Annotated in this window: 16 protein-coding genes, 1 tRNA gene, 2 rRNA genes, 2 pseudogenes and 1 other annotated feature (1 of these 22 only partly in view); of the genes and pseudogenes, 8 read left to right on the top strand and 13 right to left on the bottom strand. The window is 64.1% G+C overall.

Annotated elements, in window-relative coordinates:
• Positions 1-3,147 (top strand): efflux RND transporter permease subunit, encoded by a 3,147-nt coding sequence (locus KV697_RS01555; protein WP_219019815.1) that lies wholly within the window; start codon positions 1-3, stop codon positions 3,145-3,147.
• The gene (locus KV697_RS01550) at positions 3,147-4,601 is read left to right on the top strand and encodes an efflux transporter outer membrane subunit (protein WP_219019814.1); all 1,455 of its coding nucleotides are present in this window, start codon (positions 3,147-3,149) and stop codon (positions 4,599-4,601) included. Before KV697_RS01555 ends, KV697_RS01550 begins: the two co-directional genes overlap by 1 nt.
• Positions 4,602-4,707: 106 nt before the next feature.
• On the opposite strand, the gene KV697_RS01545 is transcribed toward KV697_RS01550, so the two are convergent.
• Positions 4,708-5,939 (bottom strand): IS3 family transposase gene (locus KV697_RS01545; protein ID WP_219018235.1). Its coding sequence is split into 2 segments (ribosomal slippage): positions 4,708-5,648 and positions 5,648-5,939, totalling 1,233 coding nucleotides; the frame shifts between segments, so codons are not numbered across the junction.
• Positions 5,539-5,655: a sequence feature (AL1L pseudoknot), on the bottom strand. (Overlaps the previous gene by 117 nt.)
• Before the next feature lie 143 nt (positions 5,940-6,082).
• On the opposite strand from KV697_RS01545, the gene KV697_RS01540 reads away from it, so the two are divergent.
• A protein-coding gene (locus KV697_RS01540; protein ID WP_219019813.1) for an IS630 family transposase occupies positions 6,083-7,028 on the top strand; the annotation gives its coding sequence in 2 pieces (ribosomal slippage) (positions 6,083-6,420 and positions 6,419-7,028; 948 coding nt in all).
• Positions 7,029-7,210: 182 nt separating this feature from the next.
• Here the strand turns inward: KV697_RS01540 and KV697_RS01535 are convergent.
• Complete coding sequence (locus KV697_RS01535) at positions 7,211-8,095, bottom strand: LysR family transcriptional regulator (RefSeq protein ID WP_219019812.1); 885 nt, start codon at positions 8,093-8,095, stop codon at positions 7,211-7,213.
• A gap of 224 nt (positions 8,096-8,319) precedes the next feature.
• Between KV697_RS01535 and KV697_RS01530 the strand changes: the two genes are divergently transcribed.
• The 3 genes from KV697_RS01530 to KV697_RS01520 are packed head-to-tail and all read left to right on the top strand — an operon-like array spanning position 8,320 to position 13,093.
• The gene (locus tag KV697_RS01530) at positions 8,320-9,771 is read left to right on the top strand and encodes a proton-conducting transporter transmembrane domain-containing protein (protein WP_257575526.1); all 1,452 of its coding nucleotides are present in this window, start codon (positions 8,320-8,322) and stop codon (positions 9,769-9,771) included.
• The gene (locus KV697_RS01525) at positions 9,771-12,185 is read left to right on the top strand and encodes a YbcC family protein (RefSeq protein WP_219019810.1); all 2,415 of its coding nucleotides are present in this window, start codon (positions 9,771-9,773) and stop codon (positions 12,183-12,185) included. Before KV697_RS01530 ends, KV697_RS01525 begins: the two co-directional genes overlap by 1 nt.
• Positions 12,186-12,229: 44 nt before the next feature.
• On the top strand, positions 12,230-13,093 hold the full coding sequence (locus tag KV697_RS01520; protein WP_219019809.1) for a DUF6671 family protein: 864 nt from the start codon (positions 12,230-12,232) through the stop codon (positions 13,091-13,093).
• Positions 13,094-13,306: 213 nt separating this feature from the next.
• Here the strand turns inward: KV697_RS01520 and KV697_RS01515 are convergent, their stop codons facing one another.
• Both KV697_RS01515 and KV697_RS01510 read right to left on the bottom strand, forming a co-directional pair.
• Positions 13,307-13,510, bottom strand: a complete 204-nt coding sequence (locus tag KV697_RS01515; protein WP_219019808.1) for a hypothetical protein — start codon at positions 13,508-13,510, stop codon at positions 13,307-13,309.
• 22 nt (positions 13,511-13,532) lie between these two features.
• Positions 13,533-14,498: an NAD-dependent epimerase/dehydratase family protein gene (locus tag KV697_RS01510; RefSeq protein ID WP_219019807.1), complete on the bottom strand. Its 966-nt coding sequence runs from the start codon at positions 14,496-14,498 to the stop codon at positions 13,533-13,535.
• Positions 14,499-14,586: 88 nt separating this feature from the next.
• On the opposite strand from KV697_RS01510, the gene KV697_RS01505 reads away from it, so the two are divergent.
• Entirely contained in the window at positions 14,587-15,492 is a 906-nt protein-coding gene (locus KV697_RS01505) for a LysR family transcriptional regulator (protein ID WP_219019806.1), read from the top strand.
• Positions 15,493-15,579: 87 nt separating this feature from the next.
• Here the strand turns inward: KV697_RS01505 and KV697_RS01500 are convergent, their stop codons facing one another.
• From KV697_RS01500 to KV697_RS01485, 4 genes are read right to left on the bottom strand one after another with little or no spacing between them, the layout of a single operon-like run.
• Positions 15,580-16,215, bottom strand: coding sequence for an SAM-dependent methyltransferase (locus tag KV697_RS01500; protein WP_219019805.1), 636 nt, complete (start codon positions 16,213-16,215; stop codon positions 15,580-15,582).
• Positions 16,212-16,865, bottom strand: coding sequence for a PIG-L deacetylase family protein (locus KV697_RS01495; RefSeq protein WP_219019804.1), 654 nt, complete (start codon positions 16,863-16,865; stop codon positions 16,212-16,214). Before KV697_RS01495 ends, KV697_RS01500 begins: the two co-directional genes overlap by 4 nt.
• Complete coding sequence (locus tag KV697_RS01490; RefSeq protein ID WP_219019803.1) at positions 16,862-17,860, bottom strand: acyl-CoA dehydrogenase; 999 nt, start codon at positions 17,858-17,860, stop codon at positions 16,862-16,864. Before KV697_RS01490 ends, KV697_RS01495 begins: the two co-directional genes overlap by 4 nt.
• Positions 17,857-18,891: a glycosyltransferase gene (locus KV697_RS01485; RefSeq protein ID WP_219019802.1), complete on the bottom strand. Its 1,035-nt coding sequence runs from the start codon at positions 18,889-18,891 to the stop codon at positions 17,857-17,859. The genes KV697_RS01490 and KV697_RS01485 overlap by 4 nt, the downstream gene beginning before the upstream one ends.
• A gap of 164 nt (positions 18,892-19,055) precedes the next feature.
• Here KV697_RS01485 and KV697_RS01480 point away from each other — a divergent pair, with 164 nt between their 5' ends.
• A complete protein-coding gene (locus tag KV697_RS01480; protein ID WP_219019801.1) occupies positions 19,056-21,236 on the top strand; it encodes a catalase in 2,181 nt (726 codons plus the stop codon).
• A gap of 388 nt (positions 21,237-21,624) precedes the next feature.
• On the opposite strand, the pseudogene KV697_RS20330 reads toward KV697_RS01480, so the two are convergent.
• The 5 genes and pseudogenes from KV697_RS20330 to KV697_RS01460 form a co-directional block, all read right to left on the bottom strand.
• Positions 21,625-21,735, bottom strand: a pseudogene (locus tag KV697_RS20330) (IS6 family transposase); the annotation flags it as partial.
• Between the two features lie 315 nt (positions 21,736-22,050).
• Positions 22,051-23,181 (bottom strand): annotated as a pseudogene (locus KV697_RS01475) (IS3 family transposase).
• Positions 23,182-23,434: 253 nt separating this feature from the next.
• A tRNA-Met gene (locus KV697_RS01470) sits at positions 23,435-23,511 on the bottom strand.
• A gap of 120 nt (positions 23,512-23,631) precedes the next feature.
• A 5S ribosomal RNA gene (rrf, locus tag KV697_RS01465) occupies positions 23,632-23,746 on the bottom strand.
• A 138-nt stretch (positions 23,747-23,884) separates the two neighbouring features.
• A 23S ribosomal RNA gene (locus KV697_RS01460) occupies positions 23,885-25,512 on the bottom strand (it continues 1,163 nt past the right edge of the window).

The following is a 25,512-nucleotide window of genomic DNA, read 5'->3' as shown; positions in this document are numbered from 1 at the left end:
ATGGGCGCCGTCGTCAACTTCGCGCTGAAGCGCCGCTGGCTGGTCCTCCTGTTCTTCGTCGTCATGCTGGGCGCAGGGACCTTCGCCTTCAGCCGCCTGAATATCGAGGCCTATCCCGATCCCGTCCCGCCTCTGGTCGACATCATCACCCAATATCCGGGTCAGTCGGCCGAGGAGATCGAGCGCAACATCACCATCCCGATCGAGATCCAGCTGGCGGGCATCCCGCATGTGAAGACGGTGCGCACCATATCACTCTTCGGCCTGTCCGACGTGAAGGTGCAGTTCACCTACGACTTTACCTATGAAGAGGCCGAGCAGCGGGTCATCAACAAGCTGAGCCAGCTGCCGCCTTTGCCCGGCGGCGTCCAGCCGCAGCTGTCGCCCGAAAGCCCGATCGGCGAGATCTATCGCTACCGCGTCGTCGGGCCGCCCGGCTATTCCGTCACGGACCTGAAGACCATCGAGGACTGGATGCTGGAGCGCCGGTTCAAGGCGGTGCCGGGCGTCATCGACGTGTCGGGCTGGGGTGGCAAGACCAAGACCTATGACGTGGCGGTCGACAAGCAGGCGTTGATGGCAAACGGCCTGACGCTCGCCCAGGTGCTCCAGGCGCTGAACAACGCCAACATCAATGTCGGCGGGCAGACCATCGACCTGGGACCGAAGGCGGCGATCGTGCGCGGCGTCGGCCTGATCCAGTCGCCCGACCAGATCCGCAACACGTTCCTGAAGACCGTCAACGGCGCCCCCGTCTTCGTGCGCGACGTGGCCAAGATCGAGGTTGGCCATCTGCCCCGCCTGGGCATTGCGGGGCAGGATCAGGATAACGACATCGTCGAAGGCATCGTCCTGATGCATCGTGGCGAAAAAAGCTCGCCCACCATCGCCGCCGTCGAGGCGGAGGTGCAGAAGATCAACGCCTCCAACATCCTGCCGCCCGGTGTGCACATCGAGCGCATCTATGATCGCAGCCAGTTGATCGACCTGACCACCCACACCGTCATGCATAATCTGCTGTTCGGGGTGATCCTGATCTTCCTGATCCAATGGGTGTTTCTCGGCAATCTGCGCAGCGCGATCGTGGTCGCGGCGACCATCCCCTTCGCGCTGTTCACGGCGGTCATGATCCTGGTCGCGCGGGGCGAGTCCGCCAATTTGCTCTCGGTCGGCGCGATCGACTTTGGCCTGATCGTCGATGCGACCGTCATCATGGTCGAGAATATCTTCCGCCATTTGTCCGAGGCGCCCAACGTCAAACTGCGCAAGGACAAGCTGATGGCGCGCAAGATCGCCGTCATCGCGGAGGCGAGCGGCGAGGTGAACCGCGCCATCTTCTTCTCGGCGGCGATCATCATCATGTCCTTCCTGCCGTTGTTCACCCTGACCGGGATCGAGGGGCACATCTTCGGGCCGATGGCACGGACCTATGCCTATGCGATCGCGGGCGGGCTGGTCGCGACCTTTACCGTGTCGCCCGCCTTGTCGGCGATCCTGCTCGGGCTGGACCTGGAGGAGCGGGAGACCGCGATCGTGCGGTGGCTCCACTCGGTCTATCATCCGCTGCTACATCTGGCGCTGAGGGCGCGGGCGGTGACGCTGACCATCGCGGGCGCGCTCTTCCTGCTGGCGATCGTCGCCGCGCATGGCCTGGGCCTGGAGTTCCTGCCGCATCTGGAGGAAGGCAATCTTTGGATCCGCGCGACCATGCCGCAATCGGTCTCGCTGGCGGCGGGCGACGAATATGTGAACCATATGCGGCGCATCCTGGCGAGCTACCCGGAAGTCGCGACCGTCATCTCGCAGCATGGCCGCCCCGATGACGGCACGGATGCGACCGGCTTCTTCAACACCGAATTCTTCGTGCCCCTGAAGCCGCGCAGCGAATGGCCGAGCGGCATGACCAAGGAAAAGCTGACCGACGACATGAACCGCAAGCTCGCGGCCAGCTTTGCCGGGGTCGACTTCAACTTCTCGCAATATATTGAGGACAATGTCGAGGAAGCGGCTTCGGGCGTGAAGGGCGAGAACTCCGTCAAGCTCTACGGCAACGACCTGGAAAGCCTGCAGCGCACTGCCGAGGCGGTGAAGGCGGCGATGGCCAAGGCGCCGGGCATCACCGACCTGTCGATCTTCAACTCGCTGGGCCAGCCGACGGTCAAGATCGACGTCGATCGCGAAAAGGCGGCGCGCTACGGCCTGGCGCCGGGCGACGTAAACGCGGTCGTCCAGGCGGCGATCGGCGGCCAGGCGGCGGGCAATCTCTATGAGAAGGGCAGCGACCGGAACTTCCCGATCATGGTCCGCCTGAACACCGCGCAGCGTGCGACGCTGGACGATCTGCGCGCGATCCCGATCGGTGTCGGCAATGCGGTGGGCGGTACGACGCAGGTGCCTTTGAGCGATGTCGCCACCGTCCGGCTGATCTCCGGCCCGTCCTTCATCTATCGCGAGCAGCAGACCCGCTATATCCCGATCAAGTTCAGCGTGCGCGGTCGCGATCTGGGCGGCGCGGTGGCCGACGCGCAAAAGGCGGTCGCGACCCATGTGACGCTGGGCGACGGCCAGCATCTGGAATGGGTGGGCGAATTCGGCGATCTCCAGGCCGCGCTCGACCGGCTGGAGGTGATCGTGCCGATCACGCTGGTCCTGATCGGACTGCTACTGTTCCTCCACTTCTCCTCGATCACCGAGACGTTGCTGGTGTCGAGCGTCCTGCCGATGACGGTGATCGGCGGCATCTTCGCGCTGGCGCTGACGGGCACGCCGTTCAGCGTGTCGGCGGCGATCGGCTTCATCGCGCTGTTCGGTATCGCGGCGATGGAAGGGGTGATCGTGCTCTCCTATTTCCACGAACTGGTCGAACGCGGGATCGAACGGAGCCAGGCGCTGGTTCAGGCGGCGGAGACGCGGCTGCGGCCGGTGCTGATGACCTGTCTTGCGGCCTGTCTCGGCCTGTTGCCTGCCGCCATGTCGACCGCGATCGGCGCGCAGGTGCAACGACCGCTGGCCCTGGTGGTGGTGGGCGGTATCCTGCTCGCGCCCGCGCTGATCCTGCTGGTGCTGCCGGTGCTGATCGAAATGTTCTCGCCCGCCGGACGGCCCCGGCCCGTCCTTGCAGATGAAGAAGCGGAGGAGGCGAACTGATGCGCCGCTTGTCCTGGTCGATGCTCGCGCTGGTCCTGGGTGGCTGCGCGGTGGGGCCCGACTTCCACACCCCCCTCGCCCCGAACGCCAGCGGCTATACGCCCGCCACGCTCCCGGCGCAGACCGAAGCCACACCCGTTGCTGGCGGCAAGGCGCAGCGTTTCCGCTGGGGCGGGGTCGTCTCCGATCGTTGGTGGACGCAGTTCGGCTCCCGCGCGCTCGATGCGCTGGAGGCCGATGCGCTAGCCCATAACCCGGATGTCGAGAGCGCCAAGGCAGCCCTCCGCGCGGCGCGCCAGACCTATCTGGCGCAGCGCGGCACCCTGTTCCCCAGCGTCTCGGCGAACGGGCAGGTCGAGCGGCAGAAGAACGCGAACGTCCTGCAATCGCCGTTGAACGACAATTCGGACATCTTCACGCTCTACACGCTGGGCGCGACCGCTAGCTATACCCCCGACCTGTTCGGTGGCATAAGGCGCGGAGTGGAGGGCGCGAAGGCGCAGGCCGAGGCTCAGCGTTTCCAGACCGAGGCGGCCTATCTGACCGTCACTACCAATGTCGCGAACACCACAATCACGCTGGCCAGTCTGGATCGTCAGATCGCGATGACCGGACAGGTGATCGAGGCCGACCGTCGTTACCTGACCATTGTGCAGGCCCAGCTTCGGTTGGGCGCGGCGAGCGGCGCGGACGTGGCGGCGGCGCAGTTGGCGCTGTCGCAGGCCGAGGCGGCGCTGCCCGCCCTGGCCAAGCAACAGGCGCAGGCGCGTGATTTCCTGGCGGTGCTAACCGGTCGCTATCCGGCCGAGCATTTCGCCGCACCCGATCTCGACGCGTTGCATCTACCCGCCGAACTGCCCGTCTCACTCCCCTCCGAACTCGTCGCGCAGCGCCCCGATATCCGCGCGGCGGAGGCCAATCTCCATTATGCCTCGGCACAGGTCGGCGTCGCCATCGCCGCGCGCCTGCCCAGTTTCTCGATCACCGGCACCGCAGGGGGCACCTCGACCGGGCTGTCGACGCTGTTCCGTAACGGCAACCCCTTCTGGTCACTGACCGGCGGATTGCTCCAACCGATCTTCGAGGGCGGCACGCTTCTCAAGCGCCAGCGCGCGGCGGAGGCGACGTTGGATCAGGCCAAGGCGCAATATCGCTCGACCGTGCTGTCCGCGATGCAGAATGTCGCGGACGTGGTGCAAGGCGTGTCGGCGGATGCGCAAGCGCTGCGCGCGGCGGCGCAGGCCGATGCGGCAGCGCGACGCGCCCTCGATATCGCGCAGGCGCAGGCCCGGCTCGGCCAGGTCAGCGATGCGGCGACGCTGAACCTGCAAGCCGCCTGGCTGGGCACGCAAGGCGCCCTCGTCCAGGCGCGTGCTCAACGCCTGACCGACAGCGTGCTTCTTTATCAGGCGCTGGGTGGCGGTTGGAATGAAAGGCACTACCAAGACCGTTAATCGCTCGGCAGTGGCGCTCCCTCGCTATCAGGTTGGAGCCGTCGATATCCGCGATCGGGAGATTTAGTGAACCGCTCCGGGTTTGCCGGAGGCCATTGGATGTGAGTCACGCTGCCATATCGATGATGTTGGCGGCAGCATAGAATTGCTCTTCGGCTTCGGCAGGCGGGATGTTGCCGATGGGTTCTAGCAGCCGGCGATGGTTGAACCAGTCGACCCATTCCAGCGTGGCGTATTCGACGGCCTCGAAGCTGCGCCAGGGTCCGCGCTTGTGGATCACCTCGGCCTTGTAGAGGCCGTTGATGGTCTCGGCCAAAGCGTTGTCGTAGCTGTCTCCGACGCTTCCGACCGACGGCTCGATGCCCGCTTCGGTGAGGCGCTCGGTGTACTTGATGGACACATACTGGCTGCCGCGGTCGGAGTGGTGGACGAGGCCGCCACCCCGAAGTGGCCGACGGTCGTGCAGTGCCTGCTCAAGCGCATCAAGGACGAAGCCGGCATGCGCGCTCTGGCTGGCGCGCCAGCCGACGATCCGGCGGGCATAGGTGTCAATGACGAAGGCGACGTAGACAAAGCCTGCCCAGGTCGCGACGTAGGTGAAGTCCGACACCCAGAGCATGTTCGGCGCCGGCGCACGGAATTGCCGGTTTACCCGGTCGAGCGGGCATGACGCCGTCCTGTCGCTGACAGTGGTGCGCACCGGCTTGCCGCGGATCACGCCGGCCAAGCCCATCGTCCGCATCAGGCGGGCAACGGTGCAGCGGGCGATGTCGAACCCCTCCCGCCGCAGCTGGCGCCAGACCTTGCGCACGCCGTAGACGCGGAAGTTCTCCTCGAACACGCGGCGCACCTCCAGCCCGAGCGCATCATCACGCCGAGCCCGAGCCGACCTCCTGGTCGGCTCAATCCTTCTGGCTGCATGCGCATGGTAGGTGGATGGGGCGATCGGCAGAACCCGGCAGATCGGCTCGACCCCGTACACCTCACGATGCGCGTCGATGAACGACACCATCACCTCGCTCGGCGGTCGAGCTCCGCCATCGCAAAATACGCCGACGCTTTCCTGAGTATCTCGTTGGCCTGGCGCAGCTCCCGGTTCTCGCGTTCCAACGCCTTCATCCGGTCGGCAACATCGCTCGGCACGCCGACACGCGTGCCGCTATCGACCTCGGCCTTCTTCACCCACTCGTGCAGAGTTTGGCCGGCACAGCCAATCTTCGCTGCAATCGACACCACCGTTGCCCAGCGCGACGGGTGATCCTTCTCGTGATCCAGCACCATCCGCACGGCGCGCGCGCGCACCTCAGGCGAAAACTTGTTCGTGGTCTTGCTCGTCATAGCCCCTTCCTCTCAGGAGTTGGAGCCTCCGACAAACCCGGCGCGGTTCATTAGAGCGTTTTCTGGCCGACCTGAGTCGGTGGGGGATTCACATGGACGGGCTGATCTGATTCACATTGCTGGCTGGATGGAGGCCGGCATGGATGGGCAAGCCGTTGTCGATGGATCTGCGGTCGCGGGCGCTGGCCGCGGTTGACGAGGGAATGAGTTGCCGGGCTGCGGCGGTGCGGTTCGGTGTGGCAGCCGCGACGGTGATCCGGTGGCACGACCAGCGCCGTAGTACAGGCGGCTATGCCGCCAAGCCGCAGGGCGGGGACACGCGGTCGCGGCGGATCGAGGCGCATCGGGAGACGGTGTTGGCGCTGCACGAAGCACGCCGCGACATCACGCTGAACGAGTTGCGTCGCGAGTTGGGCCAGGCGGGCGTGACGGTGGCGATCTCGACGCTGCACCGCTTCTTCGCCCGGCATGGCATCACGCGCAAAAAAGACCGGGCATGCGATCGAGCAGGACCGTGCCGACGTCCTGAGTGCTCGCGAGGACTGGTTCGATGGCCAGCTCGATCTCGATCCTGCGCGGCTGGTGTTCATCGACGAGACCTGGACGGCGACCAACATGACGCGCAGCCACGGCCGCTGCCGGCGGGGCGAGCGGCTGCGGATGGGTTACCCGCACGGCCATCGCAAGACGACCACGCTGGTCGCTGGCTTGCGCAAGACGGGCATGATCGCGCCGATGGTGCTCGACGGCCCGATCAACGGCGACTGGTTCGAGGCCTATGTCCGACAGGTCCTCGTACCCGACCTCCGACGCGGCGACGTGGTCATCATGGACAACCTGTCCAGCCACAAGCGTGCTGGCGTCCGCGAAGCCATCGAAGCCGCAGGTGGCCGCCTCATGTTCCTTCCGCCCTACAGTCCCGACTTCAACCCGATCGAGAAGGCGTTCGCCCGCCTCAAGGCCATGCTGCGCCGGGCCGGCGAGCGCACCGTGTCCGGACTGTGGTCCCTCATCGGCAAAATGGTCGATCTGTTCCACCCGCAGGAATGCGCCAACTACTTCAGCTCCTGCGGCTATGATCCAGAATGATCGGAATCCGCTCTAAAATGCTATTACCCAATCGCGTGAATGATCGTCAATCTATCAGCATCGATATCGCGCTAGTCTTAGCTACGAAACTGCAAATTCGTTTTCTAAGTGGCAGGAGTCGCAGTAGATGTTAATTTCTGAGCGACGAACTGTAGACCTAGTTAGAATAAGCGGCCACGCCTTTACTCGATAACGCTGTCCAGGAGCTGCCTGATCGACGCCTTGGGAAAGCGCCGCTTTACGGTTACGGCGTAAAAGCTTTCCGTCAGACCCAACAGGCTATCGAATTCGACCAAGGTTCCCGCCGCGAGTTCATCCCGTACGGCGATCGGTGGCAGCACCGCCAAGGCAAAGCCCTCGCGGACGAGGAGCCGCATCATCGCGATGTCATCGACCTCGGCGGCAATTTGTGGGAGGATATCCAAGCGGTCCGCAAAGGCATCGAAGCCGGTACGAACGCTGCTTAGGCGGGTCGGCAGGATGACCGGATGGGTTGCCAGCAAGCCTTCGATCGATGCCGGTTCACTGCGAAGATGCGGCGCTCCTATCAAACTGACCGGCTGTTCCGCGATCTTGTGGGCAACGAAAGGCGTGAGCGCGTCGCTCGCCGGGACCTCGTTGGTCAAGACGACGTCGAGGGTAAGTGCCTGCAACCCCAGAAGCAACTCGGCTGCGCTTCCCGACCTGAGGACGATCTCGATGTCCATTCGCCCAAGCAGCGGCTTGAGAAAGCTGAGCTGGAAGTTGCGTGACAGGGTCGCCAACGCTCCCACCCGCACCGCCTCTCGCGCAACGCCCGTCTGATGGAGCGTGCTCAGCAACTCGTCACCGGCCGCAAAAATCGTGTTCGCATGATCGAGGGTAACCCGGCCCGCTTCGGTCAGATGAAGGCGACGCCCCCGTCGCTCGAACAGGGCATGCCCGAGTTGGTGTTCGAGCTTTCTGATCTGCAGCGACAACGCCGATTGCGATAGGTTAAGCCGCACCGCCGTCTGCGTGAGGTTGCCCTCATGCGCTACCGCCCAGAAGTAGCGCAGATGGTTGTAGTTCAATTGCATATCGACCATTCTATAAAACAGAACGATCGATGCTAAACTATATATTTTTATAACGGCCCGTACGGCGATAGCCGGTCGCCTGCCAAGCAGGAGGCCAATTGATGCCGTTATCACTCATCCCATACGCAGCCCCCGTCTTGTTGCTCGCCGCGGCGGCCATCGGGTTCGGTACCCGACACCTGCGCGGCCGATTGCGCCTGCGGGCGATCGAAGCGCTTTCCCTGGCTGCGCTGATGGCCTCTCTGGCCTCGATCGCAGCGTTGTTCGAAAACGGCATTACAACCGGGACCTTGGTCGGTATCGGCGGCTGGGCGCTTTCGGCACGGCTCGACGTGGTCAACGTGACGATGCTGACATTGGTGTCGTTCATCGGCTGGGTGGTCGTGCGCTATTCGACAACCTATCTGGATGGTGAACGGCGGCAGAGCGCGTTCATGGGTTGGCTGTGTACGACCCTGGCGACGGTCATGCTGCTCGTGGTTGCGGGCAATCTCGGGCAGTTTCTGCTCGCTTTCGTGGCGACCAGTCTGTGTCTGCACAAGCTGCTGCTGTTCTACCCCGATCGCGTCGCGGCGCAGCGCGCCGCTCGGAAGAAGTTCGTCACCGCGCGCCTCGCCGACGCCGCCCTTGCGGGTGCCTTTCTGCTGCTCTGGTCGAACTATGGCACCGGCGACATCGCCACCATCCTGTCGGAGGCCAGGGGCGGAGTAATAGCGGGAGGCGCTTCCACGGCGGCTGCGGCGCTGCTGGCGCTGGCCGCGTTGCTGAAGTCGGCGCAATTTCCGATGCATGGCTGGCTCACCGAAGTCATGGAGGCGCCGACCCCGGTTTCCGCGCTACTGCACGCCGGGGTCATCAATGCCGGTGGCATTCTGCTTATCCGCTTCGCCGACGTGATGCTGTTGTCCCCGGCGGTGTTGGCCGTTCTGGTGATGGTCGGCGGCTTCACCGCCCTGTTCGCGGGCATGGTCATGCTGACCCAACCGGCGGTGAAGACCTCGCTCGCCTGGTCGACGATCGCGCAGATGGGCTTCATGATCATGCAATGCGGGTTCGGGCTTTTCCCGCTGGCATTGCTCCACATCGTCGCGCACTCGCTCTACAAGGCCCATTCCTTCCTCGCCTCGGGCGGCGCGGTGGACAGGATCGCAACCGCACGGCGGCCGGGACCGATCGCCGTTCCCGACGGATGGGCCGTCGGAAAGGCATTCCTCGCCGCTATCGCGCTCTACGCCGCCATCGGCCTGGTCTTCGGCTTCCAGCACCATTCCCCGCAGGCCTTCGCGCTGGGGGCGATCCTCATCTTCGGCGTTGCGTATCTGCTGGCGCAGGGCCTTGCGGATACGGCACCTCGGGCGCTGATGCGGCGCATCACGCTTTACGCCTCGGCCGCATCCCTCGGCTATTTCGCCCTCCACGCAGCCGCCTTCCGCTTGACGACGCAAACCCTTCCTCCGGCGCCACAGCCCGGGGCGCTCGAATGGGCCTTGCTCATCCTCGCGGTGGCGAGCTTCGGCCTCGTCGCGGTGGCGCAGTCGCTGTTCCCGCTCTGGTCTTCGCATCCGGCCGTCGCAGGACTGCGCGTCCACCTGTCGAACGGCCTCTACGCCAATGCCGTCTTCGACCGGATGCTCGGCGGATGGACGATGACCCCGCAGTCTTCCTCGGATTGGAACCACATGTAATGGCAAAGCTGTCGAACGAACAAAACCACAGTCTTCATGAACTGTTTGCGGCGGCGGACGCGGCGACCCTGGCCATTCCGCCGGCATGGCCGCTCGCGGCGAATGTCGCCGTCAATCCGTATCTCGGCCAAAGCGGTCTGACGCTGGCGCAAACGGCGGCGCTGCTGGCGCGCGTTGGCGGCACCAGGGTTACGATGCCGCGGGCATGGTATCGCGAGCGCATCGCGAACGGGATCATCACCTCGCCCGATCTTGCGGCGGCGCTTGCTGCCCAGCCGTGCGCGAACCTGTCCATGGCGCAGCTGCTGTCCGCCCTGGAAGCCCCGTCCCCCGCCCCGACGCCTTTACCGACGATCGCCGATCTTGCCGCCAAGGTTTCCGGTATCGATTGGCCGGGGATCATCGCCGAACGCATCGGAACCTGGGCAGCCGCGTATTTCGACGAGGGGCAAGCGCCGTGGACCTTGCCGAAGGGCAAGGGCGCCTATGCCTCCTGGCGGGCAGTTGCAACCCATGACCTCACCCCTGAGATCGCCGGGTTGCGTGGCTTTGCCGCTTTCGTCGCCGATGCGCCCGACACCGCCACCGATACGCTGGCGAGTGCGGCCGCTCTGCTCCGCTTGCCGGCGGCTGCCATGCCGACCTATTTCCATCGTCTGTTACTGACGCTGGGCGGTTGGTCGCACTATGGACGGTATCGCCTGTGGCAGGCCAAGCTGGCGGGCGACAACGACGACACGACCATCGACCTGCTCACGATCCGCTTCCTATGGGAGGAGGCGCTCTGGGCACAATATGAGCCGCAGATCGGCGATCAATGGCGCAGGGCCTTGATGGCTTATGCCGAGCCGCTGGCACCGACTGCCGACCAGATCGTCGATGCCATCCTCCAGGAAGCGGCCGACCGTGCGGAACAGCGTGATCTGGCGGGCAAGCTGGCCTCCGGTCGCCCATCTGATCCGCGGCCGACGCCCGAATTGCACGCCGCTTTCTGTATCGATGTGCGCTCCGAGGTTTTCCGGCGTGCGCTGGAATCCGTCGATCCCCGTATCGAGACGGCGGGCTTTGCCGGCTTCTTCGGCCTGACGGCCGCCCACCGGCGTTTTGCTTCCGATGTCATCGAGCGGCGTTTGCCTGTCCTCCTCAACCCTGGCCTTTGCTCGACGGCGGGGGGCAAGGGCGACGCCGCGGCGGATCGCGCGAAACGCTATGGCGCGCGGGCATCGCGGGCTTGGGACCGGTTCAAGCTGGCGGCGGTATCGTCCTTCGCGTTCGTCGAGGCATCGGGACCGCTTTACGTCGCCAAACTGGTGCGCGACGCTCTGGGCTTACGTGGAGTCTCGACGGACAATGATCCCCTTCCGCACCTAGACCCGGCACCGGACATCGCCACGCGCGTCACATCCGCGGCGTCGATCTTGCGCGCGATGTCGCTGACCGAGCGGTTCGCACCGCTCGTGCTCCTCGTCGGGCATGGCGCACAGGTCGTCAACAATCCGCATGCGAGCGCCCTGCAATGCGGCGCCTGTGGCGGCTATTCCGGTGAGGTCAATGCGCGCCTGCTCGCGAGCCTGCTGAATGATACGGCGGTGCGCCAAGGATTGCTGGCACAGGGTATCGCCATCCCGGCCGAAACCCTGTTCATCGGTGCCTTGCACGACACGACGACGGATGACGTTCGGCTGTTTACGGACCAATCTCCGTCGCCGGAGCAGCATGTTCAGATCGACCGGGCCCACAAATGGCTGGCCGCCGCCGGTGTCGTCGCGCGTGGCGAGCGTTCTCTTCGCCTGCCACGGGCCACCAGCCAGCAGCAGGTCGCGGCGAGAGGCCGCGACTGGTCGGAGACACGGCCGGAATGGGCGCTGGCCGGATGCAAGGCGTTCATTGCGGCGCCACGGTCGCGCACCGCACATATTGCGCTTGGGGGCCGCGCTTTCCTTCACGACTATCAATGGCAGGCCGATGACGGCTTCGGCGTGCTGGAGCTCATCATGACGGCGCCGGTGGTGGTGGCGAGCTGGATCAGCCTCCAATATTACGGTTCCGCCGTGTCGCCTGACACCTTCGGGGGCGGTAACAAACTGCTGCACAACGTCGTCGGCGGGATCGGTGTCGTCGAGGGGAACGGGGGAACGCTGCGCGTCGGGCTACCCTGGCAATCGGTGCATGATGGCGAGCGTTTCGCGCATGAGCCGGTGCGCCTTGCCATATGCATCGAAGCGCCACGCGAAGCGATGTCGGCCGTCCTGGCGAAGCATCCCGATGTCCGGGCGTTGTTCGACAATCGCTGGCTCCACCTGTTCGCACTCGACGAGGCAGGACAAATTGCGTGGCGCTATGCGGGCGATCTTGCCTGGCAGTCCGAAAGCGGAAGCGGCATCGATCCTCGTCCCGTCGAGCTGGCGGCCTGACCGGTGCGGGCTGCGCATGGTCTCGGCCGGACGAGGGTATTCTGATGGCCCGGTCCGCACCTCTCTATGATGGGGACCAGGCCATTCTCGCGACGATGCATGGCAAGGAACGGATCATCGCGCCGCTTGCCTGCCGCTTCGTTGGGCTGAGCCTGGAGGCCTCCGCCGGTCTCGATACCGACCGGTTCGGCACGTTCAGCCGTGAGGTCGCCCGTGCCGGATCGCAGCTCGATGCGGCTCGGGCCAAAATCGCGGCCGCCTTCGACCTGTACCCGGATATCGGAGTTGCCCTCGCCAGCGAGGGGAGTTTTGGCCCCCATCCATACCTCCCTTTCTGCGCCTTGAACCGGGAGATTGTCGTTCTCCGCGACCGCCGCAACGAATGGGAACTGATTGGCCATAACGCCACGTCGAGCACGAACTTCGCGCATACCATCGTGCGCGATTCGGCTACCGGACTCGCCTTTGCGGAGCGCGCCGGATTTCCCACGCATGGCATGATCGTCATGGGCATCCGGGAAGGCGAGGCCGCGCCCGATCTCATGCTGTTCAAAGAGATAGACGATCAGGACGAACTGATCCGGGCAATCGATGCAACGCTTGAGCAATGTGGTAGCGCATTCTTGGAAACCGACATGCGCGCTCACCGAAACCCGCGACGGATGCGGGCGATCGGGCGCGCCATGGTGGACTTGGTGCGCAAGACCCGCAGTGCGTGCCCCGAATGCGCGCGCCCCGGCTTCGCCGTCTCCAAACGTCTCGCAGGACTCCCTTGTGCCTGGTGCGGCGATGCCACGCTGCTGATCCGCGCGGACGTCTGGGCCTGTGCAGGCTGTGGTCTGTTGCTGGAGCGGCCTGTCGAAGCGACCCACGCCGACCCGGGCCATTGCCCGGGCTGTAACCCCTAGACCATCGACCTGGAGCTGTTCCATGGCAACGCACGAACCCGAGGCGCTCCTGGCGATCGCGCAAGCGCGTATCTCCTGGGTGCTGGACCACCCGCATATGAGTGAATGGCTGAAGCAAGCTCTTCGCAGTGCCCACGGTAGAGATCCGGTAGCCTTGCAGAACGATGTCGAACTGCTCCGCCATCTGATCGGTCCTCGTTCACAGGCGCAGCTTCAAATATCCGCCTCATCCGTCCTTATGGATTGATTTGACACCCATGTTCTCTCCTCGCTGATCATCTGGCGACGAACCGGCACAAATCCGATGGCGATGAGCACGTTGACGATCGTGGACGAACGATAGCGGGGCATTTCATTGCCGGGAGGCAAGCTGTGGTCGGCGCGCCCGATGCTCCAGAACTGCCGCTCGTTCATCATCGGATGCAAAGTCACTGGATCCTTACAGCCGTTCCAAACCCTGAAGCGTCGCCCGCAACGCCTCGACAAGCGGCGTTGCCGGCACCTCGCCGAGGAAGCGGCGCAGCTTGTCGTCGATCAGCCGGAGCGGCCGACGCCAGAGATAGATCATCTCGCGCATCTCGCGCGCGGTCTCATGGAACGGCGCGATCGCGTGTACCACCGGCCAGGGGAACGGGTAAATCGGCGCGTTCGGCTTGCCTGCCGCCTGGCGGATCGCCTCTGCAAACGCTCGATTGTCATCCACCCAGGTGCCGCCGAAATGGAAGCTGTCAAAAGCGGGCAGCGCGTCGCGCCGTTCGAGAAGGCGCACCATCGTCTCGGCGAGGTCGGGCAGATAGGCCCAAGCATGGCCGGTACCCGCGCGCGCGGGATTGAATACGCGCTTCACCGGCCCGGGCGTGGGCACCATACCTTGCGCCAACCAGCTATTGCCACTTCGGGGGCCGTAGAAATCGCCCGCGCGGACGACCAGCGCCTTGACATCGTTCCGGCTCGCCGCGCGCAGGCGGCGCTCCATCTCGACACGGATCGCGCCCTTTCGGGTCACCGGGTTCTGCGGGCTATCCTCGTCGACGGCCTCGCCCGCGTCTGGCCCGTAATTGTAGACCGTACCAGGCAGCAGCACGCGCGCGCCGGTCGCGGTAGCCGCTGCGATCGTGCTTTCGAGCATCGGCAGTACCAGCCCTGCCCAGTTGCGATAGCCCGGCGGGTTCGCACCGTGCACGATCACGGACATGCGGTCGGCAGCGGCAGTGACAGACGCCTTGTCCATGGCATCGCCCTGCACCCATTCCAGCGCCGGGTTGCTCAGCCGGGCCCGCGCCGGGTCGCGATGGAGCGCGCGGACCGCCCAGCCGCGGGCGAGCAACACCCGCGCCACCTCGCCGCCGATGCCGCCAGTCGCACCGATCACCAGCGCCGTGTTTGTGTTTGTGTCCTTGCTCATGGTCACCTCCTCGTTGCGAAGGCAGAGATGGCCCCCATCCTCGCCAACCGAAATTGCGAGAATATGCAGAGCAGTTATACAGGATCGTATGGACAGCGGACCCGGATGGGAGTTGTGGCGCACCTTTGACGCCGTCATGCGAGCGGGCAGCCTGTCGGGTGCGGCGCGCGCGCTCGGCCTCACCCAACCGACCGCCGGGCGACATATTGCGGAACTGGAGGCGGCGCTTGGCGCCGGCGCGCTGTTCACACGCTCGGCGCGCGGGCTGCAGCCGACCGAGACCGCGCTGGCGCTCGCGTCGGAAGTCGAGGCGATGGCTGCCGCCGCGGCAGCGTTGGTGCGAACCGCCTCCGCTCCCGCCGATGCGGTGACCGGCGTCGTCCGGATCAGTGTGAGTGAGGTGATCGGCGCCGAGGTGCTGCCGCCTATCCTCGCTGCCCTGCGCGCGGAGCATTCCGGCTTGATGATCGAGCTGCTGCTCACCAACGCCCCGTCCGATCTGCTGCGGCGCGACGCCGATCTGGCGATCCGGATGACGGAGCCAAGGCAACAGGCGCTGCTCGTCAAGCCAGTGGGCCGCATCCGCCTGGGCTTCTATGCGCACCGCGAATATCTCGCCCGCGCCGCGTCGATTGATAGCGCCGCTGACTTAGGGCGGCATGGGATCATCGGCTTCGATCGGGATGCGGCGTCGATCCGATCGGTCGAGGCGGCCTGGCCCGACCTGCCCACCTTTGCACTGCGCACCGACAACCAATTGGCCCAGATCGCGCTGATCCGCGCCGGCTGCGGGATCGGTGTGATGCAGGACCCAATAGCTCACCGTGACCCGGCGCTGATCTCGGTGCTGCCGGAAACCTTCCACGCCCATCTGCCCGTTTGGATCGCCATGCATGAGGACCTGCGCTCGACAAGGCGGATGCGGCTGGTCTTTGATGCACTGGTCAGCGGCATGACCGCCTATATCAGGGCGGGATCGGAGCGTCCGCAATGATCCAGTTGCGGTCAATCAAGACCCCATGATAGCTCCCTGACTCCGGTCTCTCGTTCATAGGAGCTATGGAACGTTTCCCTTGAATTCCTAGCGCCGGAATGCGGGAGAATGAAAGCTATAGCTGGGCTGGCCGCCGGGGTTTGGCTTGCAAATTGGGCGTGCGACAATGACATGCCAGTTCTTTCGACGACGCACCGTATCTGTTTGCCAAGGCAGGTCAGTCAGATCGAGGAAGCGTTGCTGTATCCCGGCTGCGTGTTGCGCGAAGTCGTAATAGTCGATCCGGTGATGCGCGAGCACCAGTCGTCCGCCGGGGCGTAGCGCCTGGGCGACGCATTTGGCGACGTGCCTCATCGCTTGCGGGGCAAGATAATAGAGGAGTTCCGCGATCACGATCGCGTCATAGTCCCTCTGCGGGAAGCGTGCAGGCAAGGCCAAGCGGATGGCACGCGCGCGGGGACGGTCCGCGATGGCGCGGGCCGTCAGAGCCGTACCTTCGACGGTCCCCTCCGTCGCATGAAGACGCAAGGCGCGGGCGGCGATGACCCGACTGTTCGATCCGTTGCCGCTTCCCAGCTCCAGGACGCGGCCAAGGGGGCCTGGCCCCAGGGCATGCAGGATCGCCGCACGCTTCACGGCTTCGTCGCGGTCAGAATAGGTACGCCAGGGGTCGTCATGGGCCGCGAATTTCTCGGCAAAACCCGTAAGATCGATAGGCCTCATCGCCCCTGCTCGACGAACTGTTCGACCGGGTGCGCGAAGACCGCGAGTTCATGGCGTGCGATCGCAAAGCCGTGAGGATCGTCGGTGATCGCCCCCAATTGGGTGCGATGCATCCGGATCAGCGATCGCTTCGCCGCCGCCCCGCCCGTCAGCGCAACGGTCCGGCCTCGGGCGACCCTCGCGCGTTGCGGCGGCCAGACCTGATAGGTCATGCGTCGTCCGTCGAATCGAGTATCCCGAAGCGCCGCCGCCACGGCCCGATGATCGGGATGCGCATCGGTCATGGCGGGTCCGACGATCATGTCCAGATCCAGGCACTGACGGATCGCTCGGCTCAGCCGCTGGCGACACAGCACCGCGCACGCAGAAAGGCCGCCATCGGGCAGCCCCAAAAAGGTCACGTGATCACGCGCTACCCCCAGACGGCGGAGCGCCAACAGGCTTTCCCGGCGACGCGCGGCAATTAGCCGTTCGGGGGGCCATGCGCCACTGTTGGGATGCGACGCGGCACCGTTGCTGACCACGATGACCCGGACCACACTGCCCTGCCGCCGCAAGGCCCGCATCAAGCCAGCGGCTCCGATGACCTCGTCATCGGGATGGGGCGCGACGACAATCGCGCGGCCAACGGCTTTGATATCCAGCTTCAAAAGGCGGGCACCAATAGACCCTGTCGAACCGCGCGACCGACGCGGAGCCTTTGGGCGTCGGGGGCGGGTTGGCGGAGATAGACCGCCAGATCGCTGAGCATGGCCGACAGAGGATGGCTATGGAACTGGCTAGCCAGCCCCACCGCCTCGCGCGCCACGACCATCGCCCGCTCGGCCGCCTCGGCCACCGCCAGTCGGGCGGCTGCCACGCGCGCCAGCCGCGGCTCATCCCCCCGGTCGACATCCTCGAACCACATCCGCGCCGTCCGCCGCACGACGGCGGCGGTACCATCGGCCAGTGCGAACAGCTCGGCCATCCGGGCGGCCTGGAAGGGGTCGTCGGCGCGCCCCGTCTTCACCAGATGATTGCGACTGAGGTCGCAGATGCCCGCCACCCCGCCCGCATGAACCGCCACGAAACGCAGCGCGCCGCCGCTGAAAAAGGGCTCGCGCGCATAGCTGTCAGGTTGGCCGATCCGATCCGCGTCGGTGATCGGCGCATGATCCCAGCGCACCTGATGCGTTTCGGATCGCTGCATGCCGATCACCCGCCACCAATCGGTGTCGATCGCCGGTGGCACGCGCGAAAGGTCAAGGAGGAGCAATTGCACGCCCGCAGACGTGTCCGCCGTGACCACCGCATGGCTCAGCACACCCGCCCCCGAGGCATAGCTCTTGCCGCCGCTCAGCCGCCCGTCGTCCAGCCGCAGCGCCTCGCCCGGCAGCGCGGCATTCCACACGCCCAGCGTCGCACCACGTCCGAAGGCACGGCGCAGCATGTCGACCTGCGCGGCCGTGCCGTAGCGCCGGACGATCTGCACGGCATCGACATGCCCTTCGACCAGGCGAGCGAGCGGAAGATCGCAGCGACCGATCTCATATAGCCCCGTCAACAGCGCGATCAGTTCGTCCGCCGTTTGCGGATCGCCCGGCGGATCATCGGCCCAGCCCGGGCCCGCGATCGCGTCTTTCAGTTGATCGGCCATCATCGTCATGCCGCGACCTCGCAATAGCGGCTTTCCAGTTCGCCCAGAAGATCTTCGGCCGCCGTCAGCGACACCATGGCGGCATGGACCGAGGGCGCGGGAACGATACGCATGGCGAATGCCTCGTCATTGGGACAGTCCCGCGCGACGCCCAGAACATGATCCGCCGCCAGGCCCAGAATTTGCCCCAGCGCCACGCGGACATCGATCCGGTCGATCGTCGTGAAACTCCGTCTCGCGGCCGCCTGTGCGTGCCATTGCCATGCCGATCCGCGCGGGTCGGCCATGGATGTCACTTCGCCATGATCCAGTGCTCGCAACACGTCCGCAAGGCCCCCGGCAACCCGTCCGTCTCGCCGGGAAGACGTGTCGACCGCCATCGCACCGTCGCGGCGGACGCGAAAACCGGCCCTCGCCGCGTCGTCGAGAAACCGGGCATCTTCGCCGGATAGCAGGGGCCGGAACCCGCCGATCGCGCAATAGGCGGAGGCGCGGACCGCGATATTCGCGCCCCCGCCGAAATGATGGGTATCCCGCGCCTCCCATGGCACCGGGTCGACCAGGCGGCGATATCGGTGGAGCCGATCGTAATAGCGTTCGATGCGGCACTGCCGGGGATCGCGCGTCGCGTCGAAGCGGAGGATACGCCCCGCGACCACGTCCGCCTCTTGGAGGGCGCGACGCCCCGCCGCGATCCAGTCGCGATGCGGCATGCTGTCGGCATCGGTCGTGAACAACAGCCCCTCTGCGCCCGCCAGCCGTTCCAGGCCCATGGCCAGCGCCGCACGGCGGGCCACGCCCGCATTGGGCTCCGTATTCCGTGGCCCCTGCTTCACGGTCAAGCCGAAGGGCAAGACCGGCTGCGCGTGATCGAGCATATCTCCGCTGCCGTCCCGGCAATCGTCGAGATACAGGCAAAGGTGCATGCCATTCCCGCCCATCGACTGTCCGGCGATCGCCGACAGCAACTGGGGCAGTAGCGCCGCCTCGTTGCGCGCCGGAACACAGATGATCACGGGGATGTCCTCGTGCAGAATCATTCTCCCATGCAGACGGGGCGCGACGCTCGATCCAGATCAATGCTGCATGTGTACGACAGCTGCACTGGAGAAGCCTTGATTAATATCAAGCATTTAGTGGAAGGACGATTGTTCGATCCGCGCGTTGGAAGGGGGATATTCCTCAACGACGCAAAGGCAGCATCATGGCGAACAAGACCAAGTCCCGCGCAGGCGCGACAAAGGGCGAGACGTCCACCACGCCCCCCGCCCTCCCCGCCGGATCGGATACGCCCACGCATTATGCCGAGCCACAGGGTCATGGGGGAGAGACGCACCAGAGCACCGACGACACGGCTCGGACGCTGACCACCCAACAGGGCGTTCCCGTCTCGGACAATCAGAACAGCCTGCGCGCGGGCGAGCGCGGACCGACACTGCTCGAAGACTTCATCCTGCGCGAAAAGATTTTCCACTTCCATCATGAGCGCATCCCAGAGCGCGTCGTCCATGCACGCGGCTATGGCGCGCACGGCGTGTTCGAACTGACCGACAGTCTGGCCGATTACACCCAAGCCGATGTCCTGAGCACGGTCGGCCAGCAGACCGAGGTATTCGTCCGCTTCTCGACGGTCGCGGGCAACAAGGGGTCGATGGATCTGGCGCGCGACGTGCGCGGCTTCGCGGTCAAATTCTATACCAGGCAGGGCAACTGGGACATCGTCGGCAACAACATCCCCGTCTTCTTCATCCAGGACCCGATCAAGTTCCCCGACCTGGTCCATGCCGTGAAGCAAGAGCCCGACCGCGCCTTTCCCCAGGCCCAGTCGGCGCATGACAATTACTGGGACTTCGCGTCCTTAAGCCCCGAAGCGTGGCACATGGTCATGTGGCAAATGTCCGACCGGACGATTCCGCGCTCCTTCCGCACCATGGAGGGCTTCGGCGTGCACAGCTTCCGGCTGGTCAATGCTGAGGGCAAGTCGACCTTCGTCAAATTCCACTGGAAACCACGCCAGGGCCTGCAATCCGTGCTGTGGAACGAGGCGGTCAAGATCAACGGCGCCGATCCCGATTTCCACCGCCGCGACCTGTGGACCGCCATCGAAGGCGGCGACTTCCCGCAATGGGATCTGGGTGTTCAGTTGTTCGACCAGGAAACGGCCGACCGCCTGCCCTTCGACCATCTCGATTCGACCAAGCTGATCCCCGAGGAAGAGGTGCCCGTCCGCATCATCGGCACGCTGACCCTGAACCGCAATGTCGACAATTTCTTCGCCAACACCGAACAGGTCGCCTTCTGCACCCAGAATGTCGTGCCGGGCATCGACTTCTCCGACGATCCGCTGCTCCACGGGCGCAACTTCTCCTATCTGGATACGCAGCTGAAGCGGCTGGGCGGGCCGAACTTCACCCATATCCCGGTCAACGCGCCGCGCTGCCCGGTGATGAACTTCCAGCAGGACGGTCATATGGCGATGCGCAACCCCAAGGGGCGCGCCAATTACGAACCCAATAGCTGGGGCCCCGATGGCGGCCCGCGCGAGAACCCGACCATCGGCTATCGCAGCTTCCCCGCCGAGGTGCAGGGCACCAAGCAGCGTATCCGCGCCGAGACCTTCGCGGACCATTACAGCCAGGCGCGACAGTTCTTCGTCAGCCAGCAGCCCATCGAGCAGAAGCATATCGGCGACGCGCTGGTGTTCGAACTGTCGAAGGTCGAGCGAGTCGATATCCGCGCGCGCGCCGTCTCGCATCTACGCCTGATCGACGAAGGACTGGCCGCGACGGTCGCGGATGGGTTGGGTCTCGATCTGCCCGAACCGGCGAAGGCCGCAAAGCCGACGCGCGACCTGCCGCCCTCGGCCAAGCTGAGCATCCTGTCCAACGGCCCCAAGGACTTTAAGGGGCGCAAGATGGGCATCCTGCTCACGGACGGCAGCAGCGCCGATCTGTTCGCTGCCCTGACGAAAGCGCTTGAGGCGGAGGGGGCGCTTTGGGAAGTCGTCGCCCCCAAGATCGGCGGCGTGACGCTCGACGACGGCACGAAAGTCGCCGCCCGACAGAAGATCGATGGCGGCCCCTCGGTGCTCTACGACGCGGTGGCGGTCCTGCCATCCGAGACGGGCGTGGCCATGCTCGCCAAGGATGCGACAGCCAAGGACTTCGTCGCCGATGCCTTCGCCCATTGCAAATTCATCGGTCACAATGACGCCGCCAATGCCCTGTTCGACGCCGCCGGCGTGGCGGACCGGGACGAAGGCTTTGTCGGCCTTGCCAAGGCCAAGGATGCCAAGACCTTCGTCAGCCAGTGCCGCGCGCTGCGCATCTGGTCGCGGGAATTGAACGTGGACCTCGATGCGGCGTCACTTGAGTCGTCGATATAGCACTTCAGAGAACGGGAAGGTTTACAGAGCCTTCCCGTTCGTCACAGCGTTCAAATATGCGATTGCGCTCAACAGACGCATGTGGATTTAAGACCTCACCTCTCTAATTCACGCGTCCAAACTGATCAAAAACATACCCAGATTTAGTGGGCGATAGGACCCGACTTCGGCCGTTCATCGCCGCGGACGTTCCTCCCGGAAGCGGACGCTTGTTCAGCTTTTGCAAGCACGATTGCAGGATGCGCGCATCGTTATGCACTGCGGCGCGGTGAAGGCCGCCCACCAGTCTCAGCGCAATAAACAGAAGGCGTCTGCGGTACCCCGATTAGCCCAAGTGACGACCCTGCGAATGAAGCAAGTATGCGTCAGATTTGACCATTGAGGCGGACAACCGCACCGCCTCGTGACAGATGTCCATACCGCGCTCGAACAGCAGGTCTTCCACATTCCTCGGCAACAGCGGGAAGCGCACGGACATTAGCACGACCAGCAGGAACACCTCGGGCGACGAACTAAAATAGCGGAACGGGCCGGGGCGGCAACGCCCTCGATTTCCGGCTCATTCGCGATCGTTACCAGCCTCCTGCCCGGCCTTGCAAAGTTGGTTTACCGGAGCCGTTGAAATAGGACCGAGTGGCGGAGCCGGAGCAAGTTGAGATTCTCGCGTAAGACATTGTACTATCTGTCTTGAGCACTAGCACCGCAACGCGGGCCTACCACTTTTCCTACCCCAGTGGCGTGATTTTCCGGACCGACACCATGCAGCTTGCGACTCCTATGCGCCCCAATAGTGGTCATGACGTGCTCCCCATTTTCAGGCCGCTGATAAGTTAGCTTCGGCGTCCTCGTGCCCGTGGCGCGGGCGGTTGGTAAACTCAGCGGGTGCCATGCCGCCGAGGCTGCTGTGCGGACGCACGGTGTTGTAGTCCGTCCGCCATGCCTTGATGATCCGTCTCGCCGCAGGCAGCGAGGGGAACAGGTGCTCGTTCAGACATTCGTCGCGTAAGCGACCATTGAACGATTCCACAAAGCCGTTCTGCTGCGGCTTGCCGGGCGCAATGTAATGCCACTCGACGCCGGTGTCCTGACACCAGGCGAGCACGGCATGACTGGTCAGTTCGGTGCCATTGTCGCTGACCACCATGCACGGCAGCCCGCGACGGTCGGCGATGGCGGTGAGTTCGCGGACGACACGCCGGCCTGACAACGAGGTATCGACGATGCACGCCAGCGGAGCGCAGCGACGCACGGCCGTAATCGTCAATGACGTTGAGGACGCGGAACCGCCGGCCGCAGGCCAATGCATCCGACACGAAGTCGAGCGACCAGCGCTGGTTGGCTTCCTGCGGGATCGCCATCGGCGCCCGCGTGCCCAGCGCTCGTTTCCGGCCGCCACGCTTGCGCACCGTCAGCCGCTCTTCCCGATACAACCGGTACACCTTCTTCAGGTTCATGCCCTTGCCTTCACGCCTGAGCAGGATTGCCAACCGGCGATAGCCGAAACGACGACGCTCGTTGGCGATTTCGCGCATCCGCTCGCGGACAGCATCGTCCTTCCCGCGAAGCGGCTCATATTGCCACGCCGACCGGTTGACCCCGATCAGCCTGCAGGCGCGACGCTCGGAGAAGCCGTGGTCGGTCATCAGCTTCTCCACTGCAGCGTAGCGTTCCGCAGGCCGGGTCAGTTTTTTCCCAGCAGATCCTTCAGCGCCGACACGTCCAGCATCGACTCCGCCAGCAGCTTCTTCAGCCGCCGGTTCTCGTCCTCCAGCGTCCGCAACCGCGCCGCTTCCGACACAATCATCCCGCCGTATTTCAACTTCCAGTTGTAGAATGTCGCATCGCTAATGCCGGGCTTCCGGCACAGCTCGGCGGTCTTTACGCCAGCCTTGTGCTCACGCAGCACGCCTATGATCTGATCCTCGGTAAAACGGCCTCGCCGCATCGCTCGTCTCCATATGACGAGCTAACTTACCAATGGCATGATTTCCGGGGAGCACGTCAAGGGCCATGGGGGTATCTCCTGCCGGGGCCGGGATGATACCTACGAAAATACCCCCAAAGGCAAATCGACGTCTTGGCACCGCCGGGGCGGAAATGAACTGCCTTGAGCGTCCGCGACACGGGGCTAAGCCGCGGAAAAAAGACGCGAAAAGCCGCCACGGGGTATGCCGGGCGGTTATGGTAGTGGGGAGGAATGGTTGCGGGGGCAGGATTTGAACCTGCGGCCTTCAGGTTATGAGCCTGACGAGCTACCGGGCTGCTCCACCCCGCGACGCTAGCTGAGCCGCACGGCGGCACGCTTCACGCGTGGTGTCGTGGGGCTTAGCGCCCCGGGCTGGATTGGCCCGAGGAGACGAGTGAATGGGTTTTGTGTGTATTCGCGGACTGTAATGCCTGGCGACGCCCTACTCTTCCACTGCTTGAGCAGTAGTACCATTGGCGCAGTCGGGTTTCACGGCCGAGTTCGGGATGGGATCGGGTGGGACACCGACGCTATGGCCACCAGGCAATAGAGTCCGCGAATACTGACCCTCGAGGGTTGGCTCGAGGGTGTGTGGGTATAAAATCGATGCGTGCACTGGCTGTATTGATGACCGCACCCGTATTGCCATCTAGCCCAGGGCTGATGGTGGGGGTGTGGAGCTCTCAAGCGCGAATAGGACAATTAGTATCGGTTAGCTCCATGCGTTACCGCACTTCCACATCCGATCTATCAAGGTCGTGGTCTTCGACCGTCCTGAGAAATCTTATCTTGAGGGAGGCTTCCCGCTTAGATGCTTTCAGCGGTTATCCCGTCCGTACATAGCTACCCTGCTGCGCCGTTGGCACGACGACAGGTACACCAGAGGTACGTTCAACCCGGTCCTCTCGTACTAGGGTCAACTCCTCTCAAATTTCGACGCCCACGGCAGATAGGGACCAAACTGTCTCGCGACGTTCTGAACCCAGCTCACGTACCACTTTAATTGGCGAACAGCCAAACCCTTGGGACCTGCTCCAGCCCCAGGATGTGATGAGCCGACATCGAGGTGCCAAACAACCCCGTCGATATGAGCTCTTGGGGGTTATCAGCCTGTTATCCCCGGCGTACCTTTTATCCGTTGAGCGATGGCCCTTCCACGAGGGACCACCGGATCACTATGACCGACTTTCGTCTCTGCTCGACTTGTCAGTCTCGCAGTCAGGCTGGCTTATGCCATTGCACTCTAACAGACGGTTTCCAACCGTCCTGAGCCAACCTTCGCGCGCCTCCGTTACTCTTTAGGAGGCGACCGCCCCAGTCAAACTACCCGCCACAGAGGGTCCCTGTACCGGTTTCACGGTACGAGGTTAGACATTAAACAACAACAGGGTGGTATTTCACCTATGGCTCCACATCGGCTGGCGCCAATGCTTCAAAGCCTCCCACCTATGCTACACAGTTCTTGTCCAATGCCACTCTGAAGCTGCAGTAAAGGTGCACGGGGTCTTTCCGTCTAACCGCGGGTACTCCGCATCTTCACGGAGAATTCAATTTCGCTGAGCATGTCCTGGAGACAGTGGGGAAGTCGTTACGCCATTCGTGCAGGTCGGAACTTACCCGACAAGGAATTTCGCTACCTTAGGACCGTTATAGTTACGGCCGCCGTTTACCTGGGCTTCATTTCAGAGCTTGCACTCCTCCACTTAACCTTCAGGCACCGGGCAGGCGTCAGGCCCTATACGTCGTCTTGAAGCCGACTTAGCAGAGCCCTGTGTTTTTGCTAAACAGTCGCTACCCCCTGGCCTGTGCCCCCCATGAGAGCTTGCGCTTACATGGGGCCTCCTTCTTCCGAAGGTACGGAGGCAATTTGCCGAGTTCCTTCAGGACACTTCTCTCAAGCGCCTTGGTATACTCTACCTGACCACCTGTGTCGGTTTCGGGTACGGTCTATACGGTGGGGCTATTTCCCGGGACAGTTTCGAAGCCTGACCAATCCGATAAGGTCAGACAACACACACCATCCGTCACACACCACCAGGCCCACGAATATTAACGTGGTTCCCATCGACTACCCCCTTCGGGCTCGTCTTAGGGGCCGGCTCACCCTGCGCGGATTAGCCTTGCGCAGGAACCCTTGGTCTTTCGGCGAGAGGGCATCTCACCCTCTTTATCGCTACTCATGTCTGCATTCGCACTTCCGATACCTCCACGACCCATTACCAGATCGCTTCGCAGGCTTACGGAACGCTCCGCTACCGCGTGCACAAAGTGCACACCCTAAGCTTCGGTGCGTGTCTTGAGCCCCGTTAC

Source organism: Sphingomonas sanguinis, assembly GCF_019297835.1.
Classification (GTDB): domain Bacteria; phylum Pseudomonadota; class Alphaproteobacteria; order Sphingomonadales; family Sphingomonadaceae; genus Sphingomonas; species Sphingomonas sanguinis_D.
The sequence above is the reverse complement of the archived record's forward strand: the minus strand, read 5'-3'. Positions and strand labels throughout refer to the sequence as shown.